This window comes from Sedimentitalea sp. XS_ASV28 (assembly GCF_041224545.1).
Taxonomy (GTDB): Bacteria; Pseudomonadota; Alphaproteobacteria; order Rhodobacterales; family Rhodobacteraceae; genus Sedimentitalea.
Map to the genome: position 1 here is coordinate 29,981 of NZ_JBGFGP010000178.1, position 22,685 is coordinate 52,665.

Below are 22,685 nucleotides of genomic sequence, written 5' to 3' on the forward strand. Positions count from 1 at the left end.
TTCTTGTCGCCGCGCCACGGTCGGACATGAGATAGAGCAACACACAGCGCTCAGGCAGGGACCACATCATGTTTCTTTCGGTTTTCGACATGTTCAAGATCGGCGTCGGCCCATCCTCTTCCCATACCATGGGACCGATGGTGGCTGCCGCGCGGTTTCTCGACCAGATGCGCGCCTCGCCGTTCGGGTTTTCCGGATTGCGGGCTTCGCTGCACGGCAGTCTTGCCTTCACCGGCGTCGGGCACGCCACCGATCGTGCCACTATTCTGGGTCTGGCCGGGTTTCACCCCGAAACCTATGACGCAGAGGCCGCCGCCAAGGCGCTTGCCGAGATCAAGTCCACTCACCGCATGACACCCGACGGTCTGGGTACGCTCGCGTTCAACCCGGAAACCGACCTGATCTTTGACTATGAGCGCGCCTTGCCTGGCCATGCCAACGGCATGATACTGATGGCCACTGATGCGCAGGGCGATGTCACCCTGAGCCAGACCTATTATTCCATCGGTGGCGGATTCGTCATGACCGAAGAGGAACTGGCCGCTGGCAAGGCGCGCGATGACGGCGCACCCGTCCCCTACCCGTTCAAATCCGCCGCTGAGATGCTCGCGATGGCCCGCGACTCGGGCAAGTCCATCGCCGCGATGAAGCGCGCCAACGAGCTGTCGCGCGGCGGTGCGGACAGGCTTCGAACCGGAACCGCCCGCCTTTGGGAAGTGATGAATGCCTGTATCGACCGTGGGCTGGGCACTGATGGCATTCTGCCCGGCGGGCTGACCGTCAAGCGGCGCGCCCGTGCCATTCACGAAGCGCTGCTTGCCGAGCGCGGCATGAACCTGACCGCGCCGCACACGATCAATGACTGGATGAGTGTCTATGCCATGGCGGTGAACGAAGAGAACGCCGCCGGCGGACAGGTCGTGACCGCGCCGACCAACGGCGCGGCGGGCGTGTTGCCCGCCGTGCTGCGCTATTACCTGGATCATGTCCCGGGCGCGTCGACCGCGCATGTCGAGGATTTTCTTCTGACCGCTGCCGCGATTGGCGGGCTGGTCAAGTTCAATGCGTCGATCTCGGGCGCCGAAGCCGGATGCCAGGCGGAGGTGGGCAGCGCATCGGCAATGGCCGCCGCCGGCCTGTGCGCGGTGATGGGCGGCACGCCACAGCAGGTGGAGAACGCCGCCGAAATCGCGCTCGAGCATCATCTGGGGATGACCTGCGACCCCGTGCGCGGGCTGGTTCAGGTGCCCTGTATCGAACGCAACGGCCTGGGCGCAATCAAGGCCGTCTCTGCCGCCAGCCTGGCCCTGCGGGGGGACGGAACGCATCTGGTGCCGCTGGACGCCTGTATCGAAACCATGCGACAAACCGGCGAGGACATGAGCGAGCGATACAAGGAAACGTCGCTCGGCGGCCTTGCGGTCAACGTGCCCAATTGCTGATCCGCGATTCGCTGTTCCGGAGGCACGCGGCGGCGGATGTTTGCCGCTGCGGCGTCTTCTTGCCTGCCTCACCTGATCACAAGGTTTTGTAACCGAGTATTTCCATTTTCAGCCAATAGCTTATGAACTTTTTCGAGGCCACTCGCCACAAGGTTACGTTAAGTCAAGTAAACTCAACGTGTCCTTGCATCCCGTCGCTTCGATGCTAGCGTTCTGAGCATGTCGACCGACCGGCCCCTTCTGGGCGTTCTCTTGATGCTTGGCTTCTGCATCGTGGCTCCGATGGGTGACGCGGTGGCAAAGCTGCTTGGCCAATCCGTCCCGCTCGGTGAAATGCTGCTGGTCCGCTTTGCCATCCAGGCGCTGGCGCTGATCCCGATTGTCTACTTTACGAACCGGCTCTGGCAAATGCGGGGGCGGGTCCTGCTACTGACCGTGGTGCGCACGCTGCTGCATATCGCAGGCATAGGAGCGATGTTTACCGCGCTTCAATATCTGCCGCTTGCAGATGCGGTCGCGATCGCCTTTGTCATGCCGTTCATCATGCTCTTGCTTGGCAAATGTGTGCTCTCAGAAGAAGTCGGCTGTCGCAGGCTCATCGGCTGTATCGTTGGCTTCATCGGGACACTGATGGTGATACAGCCGAGCTTTGTCGAAATCGGCTGGCCGGCGCTTTGGCCGCTGGTTGTGGCGATCACCTTCTCCTTCTTCATCCTTGTCACACGCCAGCTGGCCAAGGAAACGGACCCGATCGGGCTTCAGGCGGTCAGCGGCGTGATCGCCACCTTTCTGCTCTTGCCGCTCCTGCTCGTGGGACATGCAGCCGGATGGCCCGGCCTAAACCTGATCCAGCCGAACGAAGCTGAATGGGGCCTGCTGATTGCGATCGGGCTGCTTGGAACGGCCGCCCACCTGCTGATGACATGGTCGCTGCGCTATGCACCCGCCGCCACGCTGGCACCGATGCAGTACCTCGAGATACCCGTCGCCACGTTCATCGGCTGGCTGATTTTTCGCGACCTTCCCAACACGCTGGCGAGCATCGGCATTCTCGTGACGATCGCGGCGGGACTCTACGTCATCATGCGCGAGCAGGCAGAGGCGCGCCAGATTGCCCGGCAATCGCGTGAGGACGAGACGCTGCCAGCGCAGTGATCGCGGCCGCCATCGAACGGCGCGGGAGGATCGCAAGCAGCCCCGGCCCATCGGTTTCGATACGAACCTCGCCAAGCGCCTGATTGGACGTCCCGATCCGTCCGTCTGGCGCAAGCGACAGCCCGTCAATCGGCCATTTCAATCCTTCGGAGCGGCCGGTGACAGCGGCCATCGGAAACAGCGACACCACATCGCCCTCCTGCAGCGCCACGGACAGCGCGCGCGGCAGGTGAAGGACAATTTCGGTTTCACCGATGAGAATACAGTGCGTGTCGGGAAAGCGGGCCAGAACGTTGAACGCGGCAAACTGGTGATCGAGACGTCCGCCAAGAAAACCCACGGCGAGAATCACCGGTGCGCGGACACTGTTCAGCGCCTTTTCGAAATCCGTGCTGTCCTGTTCCGCGATCCGGAGCAACCGGTCAGCGGGAATCCGCGCGCGATCTTCCGGGGTCAGGCTGTCGAAATCCCCGACCACCGCGTGAATCTCCTGCCCGCTTGCCAGAGCGGCATTTGCGCCGCCGTCCACCGCCACGAGCAAGGGCGCATGACCCAGGGCAAGCGGAATATCATCGACGCCGATTTCGCCGCCACCGACCAGCGTGACACCCATATCGCTGCCGATCATCGCCTCTTTCATGTGCGCATTATTCCCTTATTTGGAAGGTGACCACATTCTGGCCACAATGAGGTACTGAAATCAGGAAATAGTCTTACTGCTTTTGACGCCCGCCACAGGGTAAATTAAACCGCATGATTGTGTAAGGGCGAGCGACACGCTCTCTGAGGATGGATTGGATGGCGAACAACAACAAGGTTCTGACGGTATCCTACGGAGCATTTTCCTGCACGCTCGAGGGGTTCGACGACTCGGTGGGCACGCTCAAGGAGATCACCGAGTATTTCCGCGCCCTCTCGGCCTCCGATCCCCGCTTTGGCGAACAGGAAATGTTGCCCGATACCGCGAAACTCGCCCGCATCGCCAGAAACAACGAGCCCCGGCCGGTCGACATACGCACCAGTGAACGGGGCCGCATTCTGCTCAGGGCCGAAGACGCCGAATTCGTTCCCGACCCGGACAGCCTGTCCGAACGGCGGGCCGACCCGGATATCGATACCGATCCAGAGGGTCTCAGCCTGGCCGAGGTGATGGCCAAGGTCTCGGAACCCGGTGACATGGCAGAACAGGACCCCGACGCCCCTGTGACCGACAGCGTGTCCGCCAAGCTGAGGCGTCTGCGGGCGGTCGTCGCCCAGAATGCGGCGGAACTCGAAGATGACGACCAGCCGGAAGATGTCGACACGGTGGAAGAGTTCTTTGCCGGCTCCTATTCGGACGATATGGCGGATGCGCTCCGCGAGGATACGACTGAACCGGACCCGGACGAGGGTGTGACGGAGACTGATAAAGACGAGGCGCCGGACGACGCGACCTCCGAGCCTGAAACGGAACAAGAGGAACCGCACTCCGAAACATCGCAGGACCCCGAGGCAGAGGATGAAGCGGCCAATGCCGAGCCCGACGAATTCAACTTCGTCAAAAGCGTTCTGGGTGGCGTCGAGCCATCGGGGTCCGAAACGGAAAAAGAGGCTGAGGCTGAGGCTGAGGCTGAGGCTGAGGAAGATTACTCCCAACCCTACCTGCTGAAACCCGAACAGATGATTTCTGTTGCCGCGCCTGCGTCATCCCGGCCGGACGAGCAGAACCGGAAGGTCGCACACCGTCAACCAGACACAGAAGAGCTGCTTGAAACTCCGCAAGAGCCCGCCGCCGAACCTGCGGCGGAGAACAGGCCAGGGTTTGAAGGTGACGAACTTACCAGGTTGATGGCCACGGCCGAGGCACGTATGGGCGAACCTGAATCGTCTAACTCGCGCGAAACCTACAGCCATCTGCGTGCGGCCGCAGCGGTCAGCAAGGAACGCGACGTGACATCAGCCGCTGCTTCGGACGAAACCGACAACGCCTATCGTGACGATCTGGCGAGCGTTGTCGAACCACCCCGCCCTGCCGCCGCCAAGCGCCCGGACCGGCCGCGCGATGCGGTCAAGGACGCTCCGCTGAAGCTGGTGGCCGGTCTGCGCGTCGATGGCGACGACAGCGTCGCCAATCGTGGACCGGTGCGCCCGCGACGTGTGTACCCATCCGCGTCCGCACGTGACACCGACCCGACTGTCCCGCAGACAAGCTTTGCGGAGTATGTCGGCGAACAGGGCGCAACGGACATCTCCGACCTTCTGGAAGCTGCGGCGGCTTATCTGGTCTTTGTCGAGGGACGCAAGCAATTCTCGCGGCCGCAATTGATGAGCAAGCTGCGCCAGATTGACGATGCCGGATATGACCGGGAAGAGAGCCTGCGCGCATTCGGCAACCTGCTTCGTGACGGCAAGATAGAAGAAGCCGGCGCCGGGCGCTTTACCGCGTCCCAGGAGATCGGGTTCAGACCGGCAGACGCTCGGCGGGTTGAGGCGCAACGCGATAGGCTGACCCTCTGACCTCTGCCGAAAGTCGGCGATGTCAGACATCTCGTCAGATACTCTGAACACGATATCTACCGCACAATATCAAACGGCGGCCCATGAGCCGGGCCGCCGTTTTCGGGTTCGATCGTGCAACGGGCCGCCCCAGCGGCCCGCCACGTTCATATGTCAGTGGCTGAACTTGCGGATTTCGCCCGATGCCAGCCGGCTGCTGTAGGAGGCCAACTCCTTGCGCACGATTTTCATCAGGAAGTAGAGCGCAAACACGTTGACCACAGCCATCGAGAAGATCGCCGCATCGGAGAAGTCAATCACCGGTCCAAGATTGGCCGCCGCGCCGATAACCACGAACAAGCAGAAGATCAGCTTGAAGACCAACTCGGTGGTCTTGCCCTCACCGAACAGGTAGGTCCAGGCCTTGAGGCCGTAATAGGACCAGGAGATCATGGTCGAGAAGGCAAACAGCACCACCGCGATGGCCAGCACCAGCGGGAACCAGCTGATCGCGGAGCCAAAAGCCGCCGAGGTCAGCTGCACACCCTGAACGCCACCTTCGGTCGCGATCATGCCGCCGTCTTCGGTCAGGATGAACATACCCGTCGCAGGATCGACCTGCTGGACACCGGAAATGGTGATGACAAGCGCGGTCATCGTGCAGATGACAACGGTGTCGATCAGCGGTTCGAGCAGCGACACGAAACCCTCGGTGATCGGCTCCTTGGTGCGCACCGCAGAGTGGGCGATTGCCGCCGAACCAACGCCGGCCTCGTTCGAGAAGGCCGCCCGCTTGAAGCCCTGGATCAGCGCGCCGACCATGCCGCCTGCAACACCCAGGCCGGTAAAGGCACCTGCAAAGATCTGGCCAAAAGCCCAGCCGATCTTGTCATAATTGACCAGCAGGATGATCAGCGCCGCGCCGACATAGAGCACCCCCATGAACGGGACGATCTTCTCGGTCACGCGGGCGATGGATTTGATACCGCCAACGATCACAAGGAAAACAACGAGTGCAAAGACAATGCCGGTGATCCAACCCGGATAGTCGCCGACAATGCCCGAAATCTGCGCATGTGCCTGGTTGGCCTGGAACATGTTGCCGCCACCAAGGGCACCGAGGATACAGAAGATCGAGAACAGTACCGCGAGGATCTTGCCCCCGGGCAGCCCCAATTCGTTAAAGCCCTTGGACATGTAGTACATCGGACCGCCCGACACCGTACCGTCGGGATATTCGTTCCGGTATTTCACACCCAGCGTACATTCGGTGAACTTGGACGCCATCCCCAGCAGACCCGCCAGGATCATCCAGAAGGTTGCACCGGGTCCGCCGATCCCGACCGCGACGGCAACGCCCGCGATGTTTCCGAGACCGACGGTGCCGGACAGCGCGGTGGCGAGCGCCTGAAAGTGACTGACCTCCCCCGCGTCGTTGGGATCGGAATAATCGCCTTTGACCAGTGCAATCGCGTGACTGAAGAAGCGGAATTGCACGAAGGAGAAATAAAGCGTGAAAACCGTGGCCGCGACCACCAGCCAAAGCACGATCCAGGGGAAATTCGTGCCTGGCAACGGCGCGAAGATCAGTCCGACAAAGGGACCGGTCGCCTTGGCGAATGCTGCGTTTACCTTCTGGTCAAGCGACACGGCTTCCTGGGCCAACGCGGGGGCGGCCAGGACGATTGCCGTTGCAGCGGACAGGATTGTTGTACCTATGCGTTTCATTTCATGCTCCTCTCATCCAACAACGGTGACTGGTACGCTGGCTTCCATCACCAGGTTTGCCGTTGAGCTGCCGAATATCCGCTGGGACAGGGTGCGTTCGCTGGAGCGCGCAACGATGATCTGCTCCGCTTTTTCCGTGGCGGCAACATCATTCAGCGCATCCGCCACATTGCCGTGACGCACGATACCGCGCGCGCTCAGGCCGTCCTTGATCAACTGCGCAACCGCAGGCTCGACGATGCGCTCCTTGGCGACCGCAATTTCTTCTTCGCGCCGGTTGTGGCGCTTTTCGTTTTCTTCGGGTGTCTGAAATGAATAGGGCGACCATTCGATGATATAGACCACGAGCAGTTCGCATGCCCCTATCTTGTCAGCGAGCTTTGCGGCAAAGTCCAGGGCGCGTTCGCCCGAACTGTGCCCATCAACGCCGACTACCAGTTTTGCTGTCATTATTTGTTACCTCCAGTCCGCGTATCCGCAACTGTGACCAGGTTACGCAAAAGACTTTCCCCCGGTTGGACCCAAGGCCGCTCCCTGATCGGAATACGCGAGTCATTTCTAATGTCTTTCACCTGCAACTATATGCCCGCGTTCCGAAAACGGGGGCAGATTCTTGCGTGTTTTCCGGGCATTGGCACAAAAATATGACAACTCGAATTTCCTGGCTTTGGTGTCGCGTCAAGGGAATTCAATTTAATTTTATAAATATCAATTACTTACCCTTCACGCGAAAGGCTGCCATGACAATGGCTGCCGGAATTTGTCTGAACGGTAAAAGAAAAATTTAAAGGGCTGAACGCAAAACGGGCAACCGATCAGGCCGCCCGCATTCAGTCTGGACAGGTCAAATTCGACTGAGCGCCGCGGCGGTCAGGGTTTGCCATTGCCCTGGCGGCCTTCGTCCGGATCGGCCTGACCGATACCGCGAAAGACGAATTTGAAGGGCAGCGCCCAGATCACCCCAAGCACGATGTAGATCACGAATTCGACGAGGACGGGCGGGCGGTTGAGGCTGTTCATGATGGTGACCGCAACCATGATGTAGATCGGCAGCCCGACCAGCAGGATCACCAATGCCCAACGACGCCGCGCCTTGTAGCTGAGACCTTTTTTTCCCGGCTTGGCCATCTCAGTCGGCAAACGGATCGGTGACCAGGATCGTGTCGTCGCGTTCCGGCGATGTCGAGAGCAGCGCGACCGGGCATTCGATCAGTTCTTCCACACGACGCACATATTTGATTGCCGCGGCCGGAAGGTCCGCCCAACTGCGCGCCCCCTCGGTACTCTCCGACCAGCCGGGCATCTCTTCATAGATCGGAACACAACGCGCCTGCTGATCCGCCGCCGTCGGCAGATAGTCGAGCCGTTGGCCGTCCAGATCATAGCCCACGCAGATCTTCAGCGTTTCAAACCCGTCCAGCACATCGAGCTTGGTCAGAGAGATACCGTTGACGCCGCTGGTCGCACAGGTCTGGCGCACCAGCACCGCATCGAACCAGCCGCAGCGCCGCTGCCGGCCGGTCACGGTGCCGAATTCACGGCCACGTTCGCCAAGCCGCTGGCCATCGGCGTCGCGCAACTCGGTCGGGAACGGGCCCTCTCCGACGCGTGTGGTATAGGCCTTGACGATGCCCAGCACGAAGTCGATGGAGCCGGGACCGATGCCGGTGCCGGTCGCCGCCTGCCCGGCGATCACATTCGAGGATGTGACGAAGGGATAGGTGCCGAAATCGATGTCGAGCAGAGCACCTTGCGCGCCCTCGAACAGGATGCGCTTGCCCGCCTTGCGCTGTTCGTTGAGCACCTTCCAGACCGGCGCGGCATATTCGAGAATCGCCGGTGCGATTTCCTTCAGTTGCGCGACAAGCCCATCCCGGTCGATCGGATCTAGGCCGAGCCCCTTGCGCATCGGATCGTGGTGCTGCAACGCACGGTCTACCCGCGCCTCGAGTGTCGCGTCATCGGCAAGGTCCGCAACCCGTACCGAACGGCGCCCCACCTTGTCCTCATAGGCAGGCCCGATCCCGCGGCCGGTGGTGCCGATCTTGGTGCCTGCGCTGGCGGCTTCTTCACGGGCGCGATCCAGTTCGCCATGGATCGGCAGGATCAGCGCCGCGTTCTCGGCGATCATCAGGGTTTCCGGCGTGATAGTGACGCCCTGTTCCCGGATCGCGTCGATCTCGCTCAACAGGTGCCACGGATCCAGCACCACGCCATTGCCGATCACGCTCAGTTTGCCGCCGCGCACCACGCCGGACGGCAAAGCGTTGAGTTTGAAAACCTCGCCGTCGATAACCAGCGTGTGACCCGCGTTATGGCCCCCCTGGAACCGCGCGATCACATCGGCCCGTTCGCTGAGCCAATCCACGATCTTGCCTTTTCCCTCGTCACCCCACTGGGCGCCGACCACAACGACATTGGCCATGTCCGTTCCTTCTATACGTCAATGAAACCCGCGCCGGTATAGCGGCGCTCTGCGCGCAGCGAAACCTCAAAATCGCCGGGCTGGGCCGCGCTCAGCGCCCGAGCAGCACCGGCATACCATGTGGAGTCGTCAAATAGGCCCGCTCCCATTCGGCGCGCATATGCTCTGCCTCGGCGCGACCGGCGCTGCCGTCTTCTTCCAACAGGCTTTCGAGCGTTTCCAGCCAGACGTGGAAATAATCGTCGCCGCCGTCCAGATCTCGCTCAAGCCCGTGCCGCGCCAGGTTCGTCCCGAACCGCGCCGCCCAGTCGGTCCAGGCGAACCGCCCGGTCTCGTTGAGGTGAACAGTCAGCGCAAAGGCCTGTGCATGCCAGGGTGCGGAAAAGACCGGTTCGGGTTTGTCGCTCATGCAGGCTCCAGGTAACTTTCCCAGAGATCGAGTGTCACCTCGTCATCGGGGTGTTCCGGGTGGCTCCAAAGCTGCGTCGCCGAGAACACCACGGTGTAAAGGTGTTGCGGACATTCTCCAAGACCGTGGGCATTGCTGTCGGGCAGGACATGCGCCCCATGATGTTTCAGAATATATCCCTGCGCCCCCGACGCATAGGCCGGCAGGCGCGTGTGCCCGCCATCGACCAGCCGGTTGCCGGCGGGGCGCGCGGTCACGACGGCCTGTCCCTTTTCAAACCGGGGCGATGTCGCGATCGGCCGGTCGGCAGGTCCACCCGCCGCCAGGACAGAGGCGACACTTGACGCCGGCAGCGCCCGCCCCGCAAGAGCATGCGGCCCGTCTTCTCCGCCGCCCTGCAACTCCTCGCGACGCAAAACATCCTTTTCGACCAGCAGGTCGGCAAGCGCGGCAATCCATTTCTCGAAATAGGAAAACCGGGCATAATCCCTTGGCGACAACCGCTCGCGGCTATGACGCGAGGTGTCGAGGTTCCATTGCCCGAGCGATCCGGCGGCCAGCGTCAGCGCCAGGGCCCGCGCCTGCCACTCTTCATCGAGTGTCGGAATGCCCTGCGGTTCCGGCACCACGGCACCGTCACCAAAGCGGCCCCCCATATCGTGGGGCCGGCTCATTCGGGCGTCCTCGCCAGCCCTGTGCCGATCATGCTGTCACGCGTGACCAATGCGGCCAGTTCGGCCTCTGAAAACCCTTCCGTGCCCTCCGGGCGCACCGGGATCACGAGATACCTGATTTCAGCCGTCGAATCCCAGACCCGCACCGCCATCGTTTCGGGCAGGGTGACACCGAATTCCGCCAGCACCTTGCGCGGCTCGCGAACGGCACGCGCACGATAGGCATCCGACTTGTACCAGCCCGGCGGAATACCGAGCAGCGGCCACGGATAACAACTGCACAGTGTGCAAACCACCATGTTGTGCAGCTGAGGCGTATTCTCGACCACCACGATATGCTCGCCCTGACGGCCAAAGAACCCGAGTTCCGAGATCACCGCCGTCGCATCCTCGCGCAGCCGGTCGAGAAACGCAGGATCGCTCCAGGCGCGCGCAACGACCTGCGCGCCGTTCTTCGGACCGATCCGGTTCTGGTATGTGTCGATGATCTCGTCCAGCGCGGCGGGATCCACCAGCCCCTTGCGGGTCAGAATGGTCTCGAGCGCCTTGACCCTGAGGGCCGGGTCGGGCGGCAACAGGGCGTGGGGGTGATCCGGGTCTGAATGATCGTGTGGCATGCTGGCAGCATGACGACCAGCACAGCGATTTGTCCAGCCCCCAGATCGTCCCTTGCCCCTTTCGGCAATCTTGCCTACATACCCCCCGATACAAACGCCCTTTGCCGCAGGTCCTCATGGAAAACGTCATTCTCATCGTCCACCTGATACTGGCCCTTGGCCTGATCGGAGTCGTGCTCCTGCAGCGGTCCGAGGGCGGCGGGCTTGGCATGGGTGGCGGTGGCGGCGCGATCTCGGGTCGGGCGGCGGCAACCGCGCTTGGCAAGTTGACCTGGCTTTTGGCGATCGCGTTCATCTGCACGTCGATCGCTTTGACCGTCCTTGCCGCGCAAAAGGCGGCCGGCACGTCGGTCATCGACCGGCTCGGCGGCTCGGCCCCCGCAGCGGAAGATGTGGTTCCCCCGCTGCCGGATGCGCAGGATCTCTTGCCGCCCAGCGATGGCGATGCGCCACTGGTGCCAAAGGCCGACTAACCGAACCACGTACAATACCTTGAAGAGACAGAGAGAACCGTAACAGCATCTTGCGGTTCTCTTGCGCATGGCGGGCGAATCCTGTATGGATGAAATCCCGTGATGCACCGGTTTTTCGAACCGACGCGAGACAGAAATTCGACAGTCACGGGAGCAGCCGACAACATGGCGCGTTTTATCTTTATCACCGGCGGTGTTGTGTCCTCACTGGGCAAGGGGCTGGCCTCGGCAGCACTTGGATCGCTCTTGCAGGCACGCGGCTTCTCGGTTCGGTTGCGCAAGCTCGATCCCTATCTGAATGTCGATCCCGGCACGATGAGCCCGTTTGAGCATGGCGAGGTGTTCGTCACGGATGATGGCGCGGAAACCGATCTCGACCTTGGCCATTACGAGCGCTTTACCGGCGTGGCCGCCCGCAAAACCGATTCCGTCAGTTCGGGGCGCATCTATTCCACCGTACTCGAAAAAGAGCGTCGGGGCGATTATCTGGGCAAGACCATTCAGGTCATTCCCCACGTCACCAATGAGATCAAGGATTTCATCGCGATCGGCGAGGACGAGGTCGATTTCATGCTTTGCGAGATCGGCGGCACGGTCGGAGATATCGAGGGTCTGCCGTTTTTCGAAGCGATCCGCCAGTTCAGCCAGGATCGCCCGCGCGGGCAATGCATCTTCATGCATCTGACCCTGCTGCCCTATATCAAGGCAAGCGGCGAGTTGAAAACCAAGCCGACCCAGCACAGCGTCAAGGAGTTGCGTTCGATCGGCCTCGCGCCCGACATTCTCGTCTGCCGGTCAGAGGGTCCGATCCCCGATAAGGAACGCGAAAAACTGGCCCTGTTCTGCAACGTGCGCCCGGATGCGGTGATTGCGGCGCAGGATCTCAAGTCGATTTATGAGGCCCCGCTCGCCTACCACCGCGAAGGGCTGGATCAGGCGGTGCTCGATGCCTTTGCGATCACCCCCGCACCGAGGCCGAACCTCGCCCGTTGGGAAGACGTGGCCGACCGGATCTACAACCCCGAAGGCGAGGTCAAGATCGCCATCGTCGGCAAGTACACCCAGCTTGAGGACGCCTATAAATCCATTGCCGAGGCCCTGACACATGGCGGCATGGCCAACCGGGTCAAGGTCCTGATCGAATGGGTGGATGCCGAGATTTTCGACACCGAGGACCCGGCGCCCTATCTCGAAGGCTACCACGCGATTCTCGTGCCCGGCGGCTTTGGCGAACGCGGCACCGAGGGCAAGATCAAGGCCGCGGAATTCGCCCGCACGCGCGGCGTTCCCTATCTCGGCATCTGTCTCGGGATGCAGATGGCGGTGATCGAGGCTGCGCGCAATGTCGCAGGGCTCAAGACCGCGGGTTCCGAGGAATTCGACCACGAGGCCGGAAAAAAGCGGTTTGAACCGGTGGTCTACCATCTCAAGGAATGGGTCCAGGGCAACCACAAGGTCGAGCGCAAGGTTGGCGACGACAAGGGCGGCACGATGCGCCTGGGTGCGTATGACGCCTCGCTCAAGGAAGGCTCGCGCGTTGCCGAGGTATATGGCACGACCCATATCGAGGAACGTCACCGCCACCGCTATGAGGTCGACATCAAGTATCGTGAAAAGCTGGAAGAGGTCGGATTGCAGTTTTCCGGCATGTCCCCGGACGGGCGTCTTCCCGAAATCGTCGAGTGGCGCGATCATCCGTGGTTCATCGGCGTACAGTTCCACCCGGAACTGAAATCAAAGCCCTTTGCGCCGCATCCGCTGTTCGCCGATTTCGTGCGCGCGGCCAAGGAGACGTCGCGGCTGGTCTGAGGCGGGCAACGCAGCAATGCGATTGCCGCGTCACCACCAAGGCAATAGGGTCTGCGCATGACACGTCTGCTGGCCATCCTGCTAAGTGCCGCTCCCCTTCCTGCGCTGGCGCATCCCCATATCTTTATCGATACGGGGCTGGAAATCATGCTGGATGAGGCCGGCGCGCTGACGCAGGTGAAAATCACCTGGACCTATGACGAGTACTATTCCCTGCTGATCACCCAGGACCTGCGGATCGATCAGGATTTCGATGGCGTTCTGACCAGCCAGGACAGGGAACGGCTGACCGGTTTTGATATGAACTGGGTTGAAGGCTACAACGGCGATCTTGTCGCCAGGCTCGACGGGATCCCGCTCGACCTCTCCGGCCCGCAGGATCCAACCGCCACATTGCAGGACGGACGCATCACGACAACGCATGTCCGCACGGTCGCGGGAACCCCGGACCTGTCCGGCCGCGTGCTGTCGCTGTTTGCCTATGACGAGACTTATTATTCCGCCTACGAGATATCGTTGCCGGTGCGGATCCTGCCGTCGTCGGTCTGCGCGCTCGACAAGATCGCGCCGGATATCGACAATGAACTGGAACAGATGCGGCAGATGCTGTTGACGATCAATGCCGATGCCGACCTTGAAGAGAACGACATTCCCCTGATCGGTGCCCGATTCGCCACCGAGATCCGCGTATCATGTCCAGACTCCTGATCGTTCCGGTGCTGCTGGCGCTGGCCTATGCGCTGTGGTTCTGGTTCAGCGGCGGCTTCGACCAGATTGCCACGCTTGCCGCGCAGCAACAGCGCGAGTTCCAGAACAGTATCGCCCGCACGCTGCGCGCCTTGCGCGCGGGGGGCGACGGGTCGTTGCTGGTGTTGATGGCCGCCTGTTTTGCTTACGGGTTTTTCCACGCGGTCGGCCCCGGACATGGCAAGGTTCTGATTGGCGGCTACGGTCTGGGCCGTAAGGTGCCCGCGCTGCGGCTGGCAACAATCGGCATGGTCGCCTCTCTCGGGCAGGCGGTTACGGCCATCGTGCTTGTCTATGCGGGCGTTTTCCTGCTCTCCCTGGGACACGAACGGATGGTCGGCCTGACCGAGGACATCATGGCCCCGATTTCTTACGCGGCAATCGCGCTGATCGGGGGCTGGCTGATTTTGCGCGGGATGAACCATGCGCGCAAATCCATCCCCGATCATCCTCATCACGAACACACCGATAGCGACTCCTGCGATCACGACCACGGAGCTGATCACGACGGCGCGTGCGGCTCCTGCGGGCATCGACACGGCCCGACACCGCAGGAGGTCGCCGAGGCGCGCACACTGACCGAGGCGCTGATCCTGATTGCGGGAATCGCTGTCCGCCCCTGCACCGGCGCGCTCTTTGTGCTGCTGATCACCTGGCAAATGGGCATTCCCCTGGCCGGTATTGCCGGGGCTTTTGCCATGGCGCTCGGGACCGGGGCGGTGACGGTGGCGGTCGGTTTAGGCGCGGTCGGGATGCGCGGCGGGCTCGTGGCGTCGCTCGCGAATGGCCGGCTTGCCACACATCTGCTGCCCGCCATCGAGATTTTTGCAGGGTTGTTGATCTTCCTGATCGCCGCGGGTCTACTCATACGTTCGCTGAGTTGAGCCGGCCCGGGCTTTTTGCGTGTTGCATGTGCCGCAAAACCGGACGAGCCTCGAAATGACAATCAAATGAGGGACTACGCCATGACCAAGGGATATTGGGTCGCACATGTCGACGTGGATGACATGGAAACCTACAAGACGTACATCGCGGCGAATGCTGCCCCCTTTGCGGAATACGGTGCCCGTTTCCTTGTCCGGGGCGGCAAGCATCGCGTGTGCGAGGGATCGTCACGCCAGCGCACCGTCGTCATCGAGTTCGACAGCTACGAGGCCGCGCTGGCCTGTTACGAAAGCGCCGGCTATCAGGCCGCCAAGGATCTGCGCGATCCGGTCGCGGTCAGTGATCTCGTCGTTATCGAGGGGTATGACAGCTAAGGCGCTTTCGATTTCGGATCACGAATGATCGCGTCTTTCACGCCTGAACCATGTGGGCCGTCGGTCACAAGTGCCTCATGATGATGAGGAAAAGCATCAGGATTCGCTTGGCGAAGCCAGACAGACCGGATAATCTTTCCCAATGTTGAACAAGCTTTTTGCCGCGTTTCGCGCCAGTAATTCCGACAAACTGCCCGATCCGGATGCAGAACTGGCTCTGGGCGCGCTTCTGGTGCGTGTGGCCAAATCGGATCGGAACTATCAGGTCGAGGAAATCAGCCTGATCGACCGCATCCTCGCCCGGCTGTTCCAGCATAACGCGATCGAAGCGGCCAAGATTCGCGCCACCTGTGAAAAGCTGCATGCCGCCGCCCCCGAGACCGACACCTTTGCCAAGCTGATCCGCGAAACCACCGGCCTGAGTGAACGCCTGGCCGCGCTCGACGCGCTCTGGGAAGTCGTGCTGGCCGACGGAGACCCCAAGGAGGATGAACTGCGCGTGCTTGAGAGCGCCCGCAAGGCCATGGGGCTCAGCTTTCTCGAAAGCAAGGCGGCGCGCGAAAAGGCCGAACAGGCCAACGGCACGATTTCCTGACCCCGCACCGATTCCGTGGTTTGCGTTCTGCGGGGCTTTGCCTATACCTGCATCATGTTTGGTGATTTTCTGAAACGGCTGATCCAGCCGGAGCCCGCGCCGCTTGCCCATTCGGACGCAAGGCTGGCATTGACCGCACTGCTCGTGCGGGTCGCCCGTTCGGACAATGATTATTCCGCAGACGAAGTCTCGCGCATCGACCGGATCATTGCGGATCGCTATGGTCTCTCGCCCTTCGAGGCCGGAAAATTGCGCGCAGAGGCCGAAACCCTCGAAGCCGAGGCGCCGGATACGGTGCGCTTTACCCGCGCCATCAAGGATGCCGTGCCCTATGAAGACCGCCGCTCGGTCGTTCAGTCCCTGTGGACCGTGGTTCTGGCCGACGGCGCGCGCGCGGAAGAGGAAGACGCCCTGCTGCGGCTCGTGGCTAACCTGCTGGGCGTCAGCGACGTGGACAGCGCAATGGCACGTCAACACGCCGAGAAATCATGATCGCCTTCCTGGGCATGTATGACATGCCTGCCATCCGGCCCGTCAATGACCGGTTCTGGGACAGCATCCGCGCGCATCTGGGGAAGGGGCCTGCACGACTGACGCGTGACATGGACCCCTGGCTGATCTGGCGATCTCCGGACCTGCTCCTGGCGCAAGCCTGTGGCATGCCGTACCGGCTTCGTCTGCACGATGCGGTGTCGCTGGTTGCGACGCCGGATTACGGGCTGGCCGGCTGTCCGCCCGGTTACTACCATTCTGTTCTGATCTCCCATGCCGATGCATCCGGTGACCGGCCGCAGGATTTCGCGGGGCGCAGGTTTGCCTATAACGAGGCGCTGTCGCAGTCGGGCTGGGCGGCGCCGATAACCCATCTGAACGGCCTTGGCGTTGCGTTTGATACGCATATCAGAACCGGGGCTCATGCGGCGTCTGCCCGCGCAGTTGCCGAGGGGCACGCCGACATCGCCGGGATTGATGCCGTCACGTGGGCGCTGCTCTGCGAGCATGATCCCGTGGTACGCAAGCTCAAGGTCATCGGCACCACCAAACCGACCCCCGGCCTACCCCTGATCACCGCGCGGAACCGCGACACCGCCCCTATCGCCAACGCAATCCATGCCGCAATCGACGATCTTGCGCCGCGAGACCGTGCGGCGCTGCACATCAAGGGGTTGATCGGTATTCCCGCTGCCGCCTATCTGGCAGTTCCCAACCCGCGCGCGCCCTGATCGGAACCGGGTTCCCTATCGTCAATTCAGGCGATTCCGGACGGGTTCCGCCCGATTGCGCATTGCATTGGCCGGAAAATTCATTCCTACTTGCGCAATAAAACCGTTACAAACACCGGATCGCACGTGCAAGATACCCCCTTCGTCATCGAGATCAAGAACCTGCACAAGAGCTATGGCGACCTGGAAGTGCTCAAGGGCGTGGATATCAATGCCCGGCGCGGCGACGTCGTATCGCTGATCGGATCGTCGGGATCGGGCAAATCCACGCTGCTGCGCTGCGCCAACCTGCTGGAAGACAGCCAGCAGGGCGACATCCTGTTCAAGGGGGAGCCGGTGCTCTGGAAGGGCGACTCCCATCACCGCCGCCCTGCCGATGCCAAACAGGTCCTGCGCATCCGCACCAACCTGTCGATGGTGTTCCAGCAGTTCAACCTGTGGTCGCACATGTCGATCCTGCAAAATGTCATGGAAGCGCCGGTGACGGTTCTGGAGCGGGACAAGGCAGAGGTCGAAGAGGCCGCGCGCCGCTATCTGGACAAGGTCGGGATCGGTGACAAGTGCGACGTCTATCCGGCGCAGCTCTCTGGCGGTCAGCAGCAACGCGCCGCCATTGCCCGCGCCCTGTGCATGGAGCCCGAGGCGTTGCTGTTTGACGAACCCACCTCGGCACTCGATCCCGAACTCGAACAAGAGGTCGTCAAGGTCATCAAGGACCTCGCGGGCGAAGGCCGGACCATGCTGATCGTGACGCATGACATGAAACTGGCCCATGATGTGTCCGACCATGTCGTGTTCCTGCATCAGGGCCTGATCGAAGAACAGGGTCCGCCGGACGCATTGTTCGGCAGCCCGAAATCCGAACGACTGCGCGGGTTCCTGTCTGCGACCCACGCTGCGTGAAAAATAAAAGCCAAGGGAGAACCAAAACATGAAAAATCTGATCCTGAGCGCCGCCGCTCTTGCCCTGACCGCAGGAATGGCTGTTGCCCAAGACAAGACCATCCGCATGGGCACAGAGGGGGCCTATCCTCCGTACAACTTCATCAATGACGCCGGTGAGGTCGACGGTTTCGAGCGCGAACTGGGCGACGAGCTTTGCAAGCGCGCCGAACTGACCTGTGAATGGGTCAAGAACGACTGGGATTCGATCATCCCGAACCTCGTTTCGGGCAACTATGATGTCATCCTCGCCGGTATGAGCATCACGGACGAGCGCGACCAGGTGATCGACTTTACCCAGAACTATTACCCCCCGACTGCCTCGGCCTATGCCGCCGCCTCTGACGGTGTTGACGTGATCGCCGGTGTCGTCGCGGCCCAGACCGGGACCATTCAGGCCGGGCACGTCGCCGAGAGCGGAGCCACGCTGGTCGAATTCGCCACGCCCGAAGAGACCGTTGCCGCAGTGCGCAATGGCGAAGCCGACGCGGTGTTCGCCGACAAGGACTATCTGGTTCCTCTGGTCGAAGAGTCGGGCGGGGAACTGATGTTCGTCGGTGACGAAGTGCCGCTCGGCGACGGCATCGGCATGGGTCTGCGCGAAAGCGATACCGAGTTGAAAGCAAAGTTCGACGCCGCCATCACCTCTATGAAAGAAGACGGCACGCTGAACACCATGCTGAAAAAGTGGTTCGGCGAAGACACCACGACCTACTGAGAAATGGATGTCAGGCCCGCCGCTGCGGGCCTGACGCCCAGAGCCGGCGCATCCCATGTTTTCCTATTGCAGTGATCCTGACACGCTCGGCACAGCCGCCTGGTTTTCGTGCTACCTGACAACCGGCGTGCACATGTCGTTCTACCTGGCCTTTCTCAAGGTCCTGTTGCTGCTGGCGATCACTGCCCCGGTTGCGCTGGGGTTCGGGTTTCTGGGCGCCATGGCGGCCCGCTCACGCATCGCCCCGCTGCGCTGGCTGGGCAAGATCTACATCGCCATCGTGCGGGGCGTTCCCGACATCGCGTTTTTCCTCTTTTTCGTGATCGCTCTGGACCAGGCGATCGAGTATGTGCGGCACCGGGTGCTTTGCCCCGACTGGGATCAACCGGTCAGGCAGGGTTCGGATTTCGTCGTCTGCCAGGCGGCCAAGATGCCGCTTGGCAACGCGCCGCAATATATCCACGAAACCTATGGTTTCTTTCTCGCGGTCTTTACCTTTGCGATCGTCTTTGGCGCCTTCGCGGCCAATGTCCTTTACGGCGGCATGCGCGCCGTTCCCAATGCGCAACTTGAAACCGCCGAAGCCTACGGCATGACCCACCGCCAGACCTTCTGGCGCATACTGGTGCCGCAGATGTGGGTTTTTGCCCTGCCCGGGCTGTCGAACCTCTGGATGGTGCTGATCAAGGCAACGCCCTTGCTGTTCCTGCTCGGGATCGAGGACGTGGTCTATTGGGCGCGCGAGTTGGGCGGGACCAAGACCAGTAGATTCACCGACTATCCGCATGGCGACTGGCGCATGTGGTATTTCCTGTTTCTGCTGATTTTCTATCTCGGCTTCACCCGGATCTCCGAACTTGTGCTCGAACGCCTGATGAAGCGCCTGACGCGCGGACAGGCGACGGCCGGCGGAGAAGCGCAGAGAAAGGCGGCCGCCTGATGTCGAGTTGCCTGCAGACCATTCAGGATTACGCGCTGCGGTCCATCGGGATCGGCGAGCGCCTGCTGCCGCGTGAAGGCTTTACCCTCTGCGAACAGTTTACCCTGATCGGGTCGGGCATGATCTGGAACGTCTATTTCGGCGTCATGGCCCTGTCGATCGGGTTCTTCCTCGCGACCGGACTGGCGGTGGCCAAGGGGGCGCAATCGCGCTGGATTCGCAAACCCGCGGAATGGTTCATCTTCGTGTTCCGTGGCTCGCCATTGTTCATCCAGTTCTTTTTTGCCTATTTCCTGTTTCTCAGCCTCAAGAGCAGCTATCCCGCCTTTGGTGCCTTCACCGCCGCCTGGCTCGGGGCGCTGATCGTGCTGTTCCTGAACACCGCCGCCTATTCGGGTGAAATCTTTTACGGTGCGCTACGCTCTATTCCCAAGGGCGATATCGAGGCCGCCGATGCCTACGGCATGACCGGCTGGCCCAGATTCAAACGCATCATCTGGCCCACCATGCTGCGCCTCGCATGGCCTGCCTACACGAACGAGGCAATCTTTCTGTTTCACGCGACGACGCTGGTGTTCTTCTCGGGCTTTCCCGCATGGCAGCAACGGGGTGATGCGCTCTATTACGCAAGCTACTTTGCCGACAAAACCTTTAACCCCTTCATCCCCTATCCGATCCTCGCGGTGTATTTCATCCTCGTGACCCTGATCATCGTGGCGGTCTTTGCGCTGATCGGCAAACGGCTCAACCGTCACTTGCCCGCCGAGCGCCACCTGCGCACCCGCTTTCGCCCCAACTTGATGCGTTGAAGTTTGAAAGCGGACGCGAGCACTGGCTTGATTTGTCCGGTTGCAAAGACCAAACTGACCATGCGCGACGACGAGAGAGCAGGTTGGTTGTAGTCATGGCAACACCGACTTCGTTCGAGTGGTTCAGGCGTTGGTGTGGGTGCGATGAAGCCAATCGAAATCAATCCTGCGAGTCCATCCGACTATGATGAAATTGCCGACGTTTGGCATGCCAGCGCCAGTCTGCCCGGTGTTGGTCCCGTTCCGATGTTTTCTCGGGAAACACTCAGAAACCGCATAGAACCGGAAGTTGCGAATGGATGGCGGATCACGCTGGCAAGAACAGGCGGAAAAATCATCGGATTTCTGGCTGTATGCCCTGAGCAGAGGGTGCTTTCGCAGATTTTCGTCCGACCTGATTTCATTGGCCGCGGGCTTGGAAGCTGCCTGTTGCGGTTGGCAATGGCACAGATGCCATCCGGCTTCACGCTCTCGACCGCTTCGACCAATACCGACGCACGCAAATTCTATGAAAGATCAGGACTCACCATGACGGGCACCGATGTTCATCCACGCGCCGGGCACGCGATTTCATACTACGAGTGGGCTGGCCGGTAACGTTCGGACCGGTCCGCTGCCATCGGTCTCGTTTTCGACATTCGCCTTTGTCGAGCCGACGCCGTCATCCACCCGGTTCGCTCCCGTCTGGCCCGGATCGTGCGCAGAAGCCGGATCTGATCATCTTGGCCTGCTTTGCGGGTTGCCGAAATCGAGAGCCGGATCAGAGACGCTGCCAATAGGGACGCAACCGGCGCGCACCGCTGTATTGAAGTGCGTGAAATAATTTGATCAAATTTACATGACAGACCGGGTTTCTTGCGTTAAACCTTGTCGGATAATCTGCAACACCACTCAGGATGGCCCTCATGGACCTTCGCGCCTTTCCAACCTTCCGCATCGCGGCGTGCGACCTCAATGGACAGATGAGAGGGAAACGCGTGCCGGCGTCCTTTGCCGAAAAGCTCGACAAAGGGGCGGTGCGTATGCCCTTTTCCGTGCTCAACGTCGATCTGTGGGGCGCCGATATCGAGGACAGCCCGCTGGTCTTTGAAAGCGGCGATGCGGATGGCATCCTGCGTCCGACCGAGCGTGGTCCGGTGCCCATGCCGTGGCTGGCCAAGCCATCGGCACTGGTGCCCATGACGATGTATACGGAAAGAGGTGCCCCGTTTGCCGGCGACCCGCGCCATGCGCTGATCTCGGTGCTTGACCGCTATGCAGCGCGGGACTGGAGCGTGCTTGCGGCCACCGAGATGGAATTCACGCTGGTCGATGACAGCGGCATGTCGCCAACCGCGCCTCTGAACCCGGTGACCGGCCGCCCCCTTTATGGCGAGGCCATCCTGTCGCTGGCGCAGATGGATGCGTTCGATGATTTCTTTACGGCGCTCTATGACGGCTGTGAAGCCATGGGGATCCCGGCACAGACCGCCATCTCCGAAAGCGGCATCGGCCAGTTCGAGGTCAACCTGAACCATCAGGACGCCTTGCGGGCGGCCGACGACGCGTGGCTTTTCAAGGCGTTGGTGCGCGGCATCGCGCGCCAGCACGGGTTTGCCGCGACATTCATGGCCAAGCCCTATGCCGATGACGCCGGGAACGGGATGCATGTCCACTTCTCGGTTCTGGATTCGGCAGGCAAGAATATCTTCGACAATGGCCAGACCAAGGGCAGCGACCTGCTGTTGTCGGCGGTTGCGGGCTGCATTGCGGCGATGCCGCCCAGCACGCTGATCTTTGCGCCACATGGCAATTCCTATGATCGGCTGGTGCCCGGCGCCCACGCCCCGTCGAATGCCGCCTGGGCCTATGAAAACCGCACGGCCGCGATCCGTATTCCCGGCGGCCCGCCCGCTGCGCGACGCATCGAACACCGGGTGGCCGGCGGCGATATCAACCCGTATCTCGTGCTTGGCGTGATCCTCGGCGCGGCTCTGATCGGGATCGAGGATGCGATGACGCCCCCTGAGCCGATCACCGGCAACGCCTATGAAATCGAGGGGTTGCCTCATCTCGCGCCAAGCTGGGACGCGGCGATCGACGCGTTCGAAACCGACCCGCTTATCGCGCGCATCTTTTCTCCGCAACTGATCCGCAATCTGGTGATGACAAAGCGGCAGGAACAGGAGGTCCTGTCCCGGCGCGCGCCGGAAACACATTGGCTGAGTTATCTCGAGTCGGTGTGACCCCTCTTGCCGCGACATCG

General features: G+C 61.4%; 25 protein-coding genes. 17 read left to right on the forward strand and 8 right to left on the reverse strand.

What is annotated here, in order from left to right:
- Nucleotides 1-68 precede the first annotated feature (68 nt).
- Complete coding sequence (locus tag AB9K34_RS24125; protein ID WP_369957316.1) at nucleotides 69-1,442, forward strand: L-serine ammonia-lyase; 1,374 nt, start codon at nucleotides 69-71, stop codon at nucleotides 1,440-1,442.
- A gap of 219 nt (nucleotides 1,443-1,661) precedes the next feature.
- Nucleotides 1,662-2,597 carry a DMT family transporter gene (locus AB9K34_RS24130; protein ID WP_369957318.1) on the forward strand — a complete coding sequence of 312 codons (936 nt, stop codon included), beginning with the start codon at nucleotides 1,662-1,664 and terminating at the stop codon, nucleotides 2,595-2,597.
- Here AB9K34_RS24130 and AB9K34_RS24135 read toward each other — a convergent pair.
- Entirely contained in the window at nucleotides 2,524-3,237 is a 714-nt protein-coding gene (locus AB9K34_RS24135) for a thiamine diphosphokinase (protein WP_369957320.1), read from the reverse strand. The genes AB9K34_RS24130 and AB9K34_RS24135 overlap by 74 nt on opposite strands.
- A 158-nt stretch (nucleotides 3,238-3,395) precedes the next feature.
- On the opposite strand from AB9K34_RS24135, the gene AB9K34_RS24140 reads away from it, so the two are divergent.
- Complete coding sequence (locus tag AB9K34_RS24140) at nucleotides 3,396-5,093, forward strand: hypothetical protein (protein WP_369957322.1); 1,698 nt, start codon at nucleotides 3,396-3,398, stop codon at nucleotides 5,091-5,093.
- Nucleotides 5,094-5,246: 153 nt separating this feature from the next.
- Here AB9K34_RS24140 and AB9K34_RS24145 read toward each other — a convergent pair whose 3' ends face one another.
- From AB9K34_RS24145 to nthA, 7 genes are all read right to left on the reverse strand, one after another.
- Nucleotides 5,247-6,800: an alanine/glycine:cation symporter family protein gene (locus tag AB9K34_RS24145; protein WP_369957324.1), complete on the reverse strand. Its 1,554-nt coding sequence runs from the start codon at nucleotides 6,798-6,800 to the stop codon at nucleotides 5,247-5,249.
- Between the two features lie 12 nt (nucleotides 6,801-6,812).
- On the reverse strand, nucleotides 6,813-7,250 hold the full coding sequence (locus AB9K34_RS24150; RefSeq protein ID WP_369957326.1) for a universal stress protein: 438 nt from the start codon (nucleotides 7,248-7,250) through the stop codon (nucleotides 6,813-6,815).
- Nucleotides 7,251-7,670: 420 nt separating this feature from the next.
- A complete protein-coding gene (locus AB9K34_RS24155; RefSeq protein WP_369957328.1) occupies nucleotides 7,671-7,928 on the reverse strand; it encodes a DUF2842 domain-containing protein in 258 nt (85 codons plus the stop codon).
- A gap of 1 nt (nucleotide 7,929) precedes the next feature.
- Nucleotides 7,930-9,225: an adenylosuccinate synthase gene (locus tag AB9K34_RS24160; protein WP_369957330.1), complete on the reverse strand. Its 1,296-nt coding sequence runs from the start codon at nucleotides 9,223-9,225 to the stop codon at nucleotides 7,930-7,932.
- A gap of 91 nt (nucleotides 9,226-9,316) precedes the next feature.
- A complete protein-coding gene (locus tag AB9K34_RS24165) occupies nucleotides 9,317-9,634 on the reverse strand; it encodes a nitrile hydratase accessory protein (protein WP_369957332.1) in 318 nt (105 codons plus the stop codon).
- Nucleotides 9,631-10,308 (reverse strand): nitrile hydratase subunit beta, encoded by a 678-nt coding sequence (gene nthB / locus AB9K34_RS24170; RefSeq protein WP_369957334.1) that lies wholly within the window; start codon nucleotides 10,306-10,308, stop codon nucleotides 9,631-9,633. Before nthB ends, AB9K34_RS24165 begins: the two co-directional genes overlap by 4 nt.
- On the reverse strand, nucleotides 10,305-10,925 hold the full coding sequence (nthA, locus tag AB9K34_RS24175; protein WP_369957335.1) for a nitrile hydratase subunit alpha: 621 nt from the start codon (nucleotides 10,923-10,925) through the stop codon (nucleotides 10,305-10,307). Before nthA ends, nthB begins: the two co-directional genes overlap by 4 nt.
- A gap of 116 nt (nucleotides 10,926-11,041) precedes the next feature.
- On the opposite strand from nthA, the gene secG reads away from it, so the two are divergent.
- From secG to AB9K34_RS24245, 14 genes are all read left to right on the forward strand, one after another.
- The gene (secG, locus tag AB9K34_RS24180) at nucleotides 11,042-11,398 is read left to right on the forward strand and encodes a preprotein translocase subunit SecG (RefSeq protein ID WP_369957337.1); all 357 of its coding nucleotides are present in this window, start codon (nucleotides 11,042-11,044) and stop codon (nucleotides 11,396-11,398) included.
- Between the two features lie 165 nt (nucleotides 11,399-11,563).
- On the forward strand, nucleotides 11,564-13,207 hold the full coding sequence (locus tag AB9K34_RS24185) for a CTP synthase (protein ID WP_369957339.1): 1,644 nt from the start codon (nucleotides 11,564-11,566) through the stop codon (nucleotides 13,205-13,207).
- A gap of 57 nt (nucleotides 13,208-13,264) precedes the next feature.
- Complete coding sequence (locus AB9K34_RS24190; protein ID WP_369957341.1) at nucleotides 13,265-13,915, forward strand: DUF1007 family protein; 651 nt, start codon at nucleotides 13,265-13,267, stop codon at nucleotides 13,913-13,915.
- Nucleotides 13,900-14,838: a nickel/cobalt transporter gene (locus AB9K34_RS24195; RefSeq protein ID WP_369957343.1), complete on the forward strand. Its 939-nt coding sequence runs from the start codon at nucleotides 13,900-13,902 to the stop codon at nucleotides 14,836-14,838. The genes AB9K34_RS24190 and AB9K34_RS24195 overlap by 16 nt, the downstream gene beginning before the upstream one ends.
- 81 nt (nucleotides 14,839-14,919) lie before the next feature.
- Nucleotides 14,920-15,213, forward strand: a complete 294-nt coding sequence (locus tag AB9K34_RS24200; RefSeq protein ID WP_369957418.1) for a DUF1330 domain-containing protein — start codon at nucleotides 14,920-14,922, stop codon at nucleotides 15,211-15,213.
- A gap of 142 nt (nucleotides 15,214-15,355) precedes the next feature.
- Nucleotides 15,356-15,808, forward strand: coding sequence for a TerB family tellurite resistance protein (locus AB9K34_RS24205; RefSeq protein ID WP_369957345.1), 453 nt, complete (start codon nucleotides 15,356-15,358; stop codon nucleotides 15,806-15,808).
- 54 nt (nucleotides 15,809-15,862) lie between these two features.
- On the forward strand, nucleotides 15,863-16,300 hold the full coding sequence (locus tag AB9K34_RS24210) for a TerB family tellurite resistance protein (RefSeq protein WP_369957419.1): 438 nt from the start codon (nucleotides 15,863-15,865) through the stop codon (nucleotides 16,298-16,300).
- Entirely contained in the window at nucleotides 16,297-17,031 is a 735-nt protein-coding gene (locus AB9K34_RS24215; RefSeq protein WP_369957347.1) for a phosphate/phosphite/phosphonate ABC transporter substrate-binding protein, read from the forward strand. The genes AB9K34_RS24210 and AB9K34_RS24215 overlap by 4 nt, the downstream gene beginning before the upstream one ends.
- A gap of 126 nt (nucleotides 17,032-17,157) precedes the next feature.
- The gene (locus AB9K34_RS24220) at nucleotides 17,158-17,934 is read left to right on the forward strand and encodes an ABC transporter ATP-binding protein (protein ID WP_369957349.1); all 777 of its coding nucleotides are present in this window, start codon (nucleotides 17,158-17,160) and stop codon (nucleotides 17,932-17,934) included.
- A gap of 28 nt (nucleotides 17,935-17,962) precedes the next feature.
- A complete protein-coding gene (locus AB9K34_RS24225) occupies nucleotides 17,963-18,691 on the forward strand; it encodes a transporter substrate-binding domain-containing protein (protein ID WP_369957351.1) in 729 nt (242 codons plus the stop codon).
- Between the two features lie 55 nt (nucleotides 18,692-18,746).
- The gene (locus tag AB9K34_RS24230) at nucleotides 18,747-19,631 is read left to right on the forward strand and encodes an ABC transporter permease (protein WP_369957353.1); all 885 of its coding nucleotides are present in this window, start codon (nucleotides 18,747-18,749) and stop codon (nucleotides 19,629-19,631) included.
- Nucleotides 19,631-20,440, forward strand: a complete 810-nt coding sequence (locus AB9K34_RS24235) for an ABC transporter permease (RefSeq protein ID WP_369957355.1) — start codon at nucleotides 19,631-19,633, stop codon at nucleotides 20,438-20,440. The genes AB9K34_RS24230 and AB9K34_RS24235 overlap by 1 nt, the downstream gene beginning before the upstream one ends.
- A gap of 144 nt (nucleotides 20,441-20,584) precedes the next feature.
- Nucleotides 20,585-21,037 (forward strand): N-acetyltransferase family protein, encoded by a 453-nt coding sequence (locus tag AB9K34_RS24240; protein WP_369957357.1) that lies wholly within the window; start codon nucleotides 20,585-20,587, stop codon nucleotides 21,035-21,037.
- Nucleotides 21,038-21,345: 308 nt separating this feature from the next.
- Complete coding sequence (locus tag AB9K34_RS24245; RefSeq protein ID WP_369957359.1) at nucleotides 21,346-22,665, forward strand: glutamine synthetase family protein; 1,320 nt, start codon at nucleotides 21,346-21,348, stop codon at nucleotides 22,663-22,665.
- Nucleotides 22,666-22,685 lie beyond the last annotated feature (20 nt).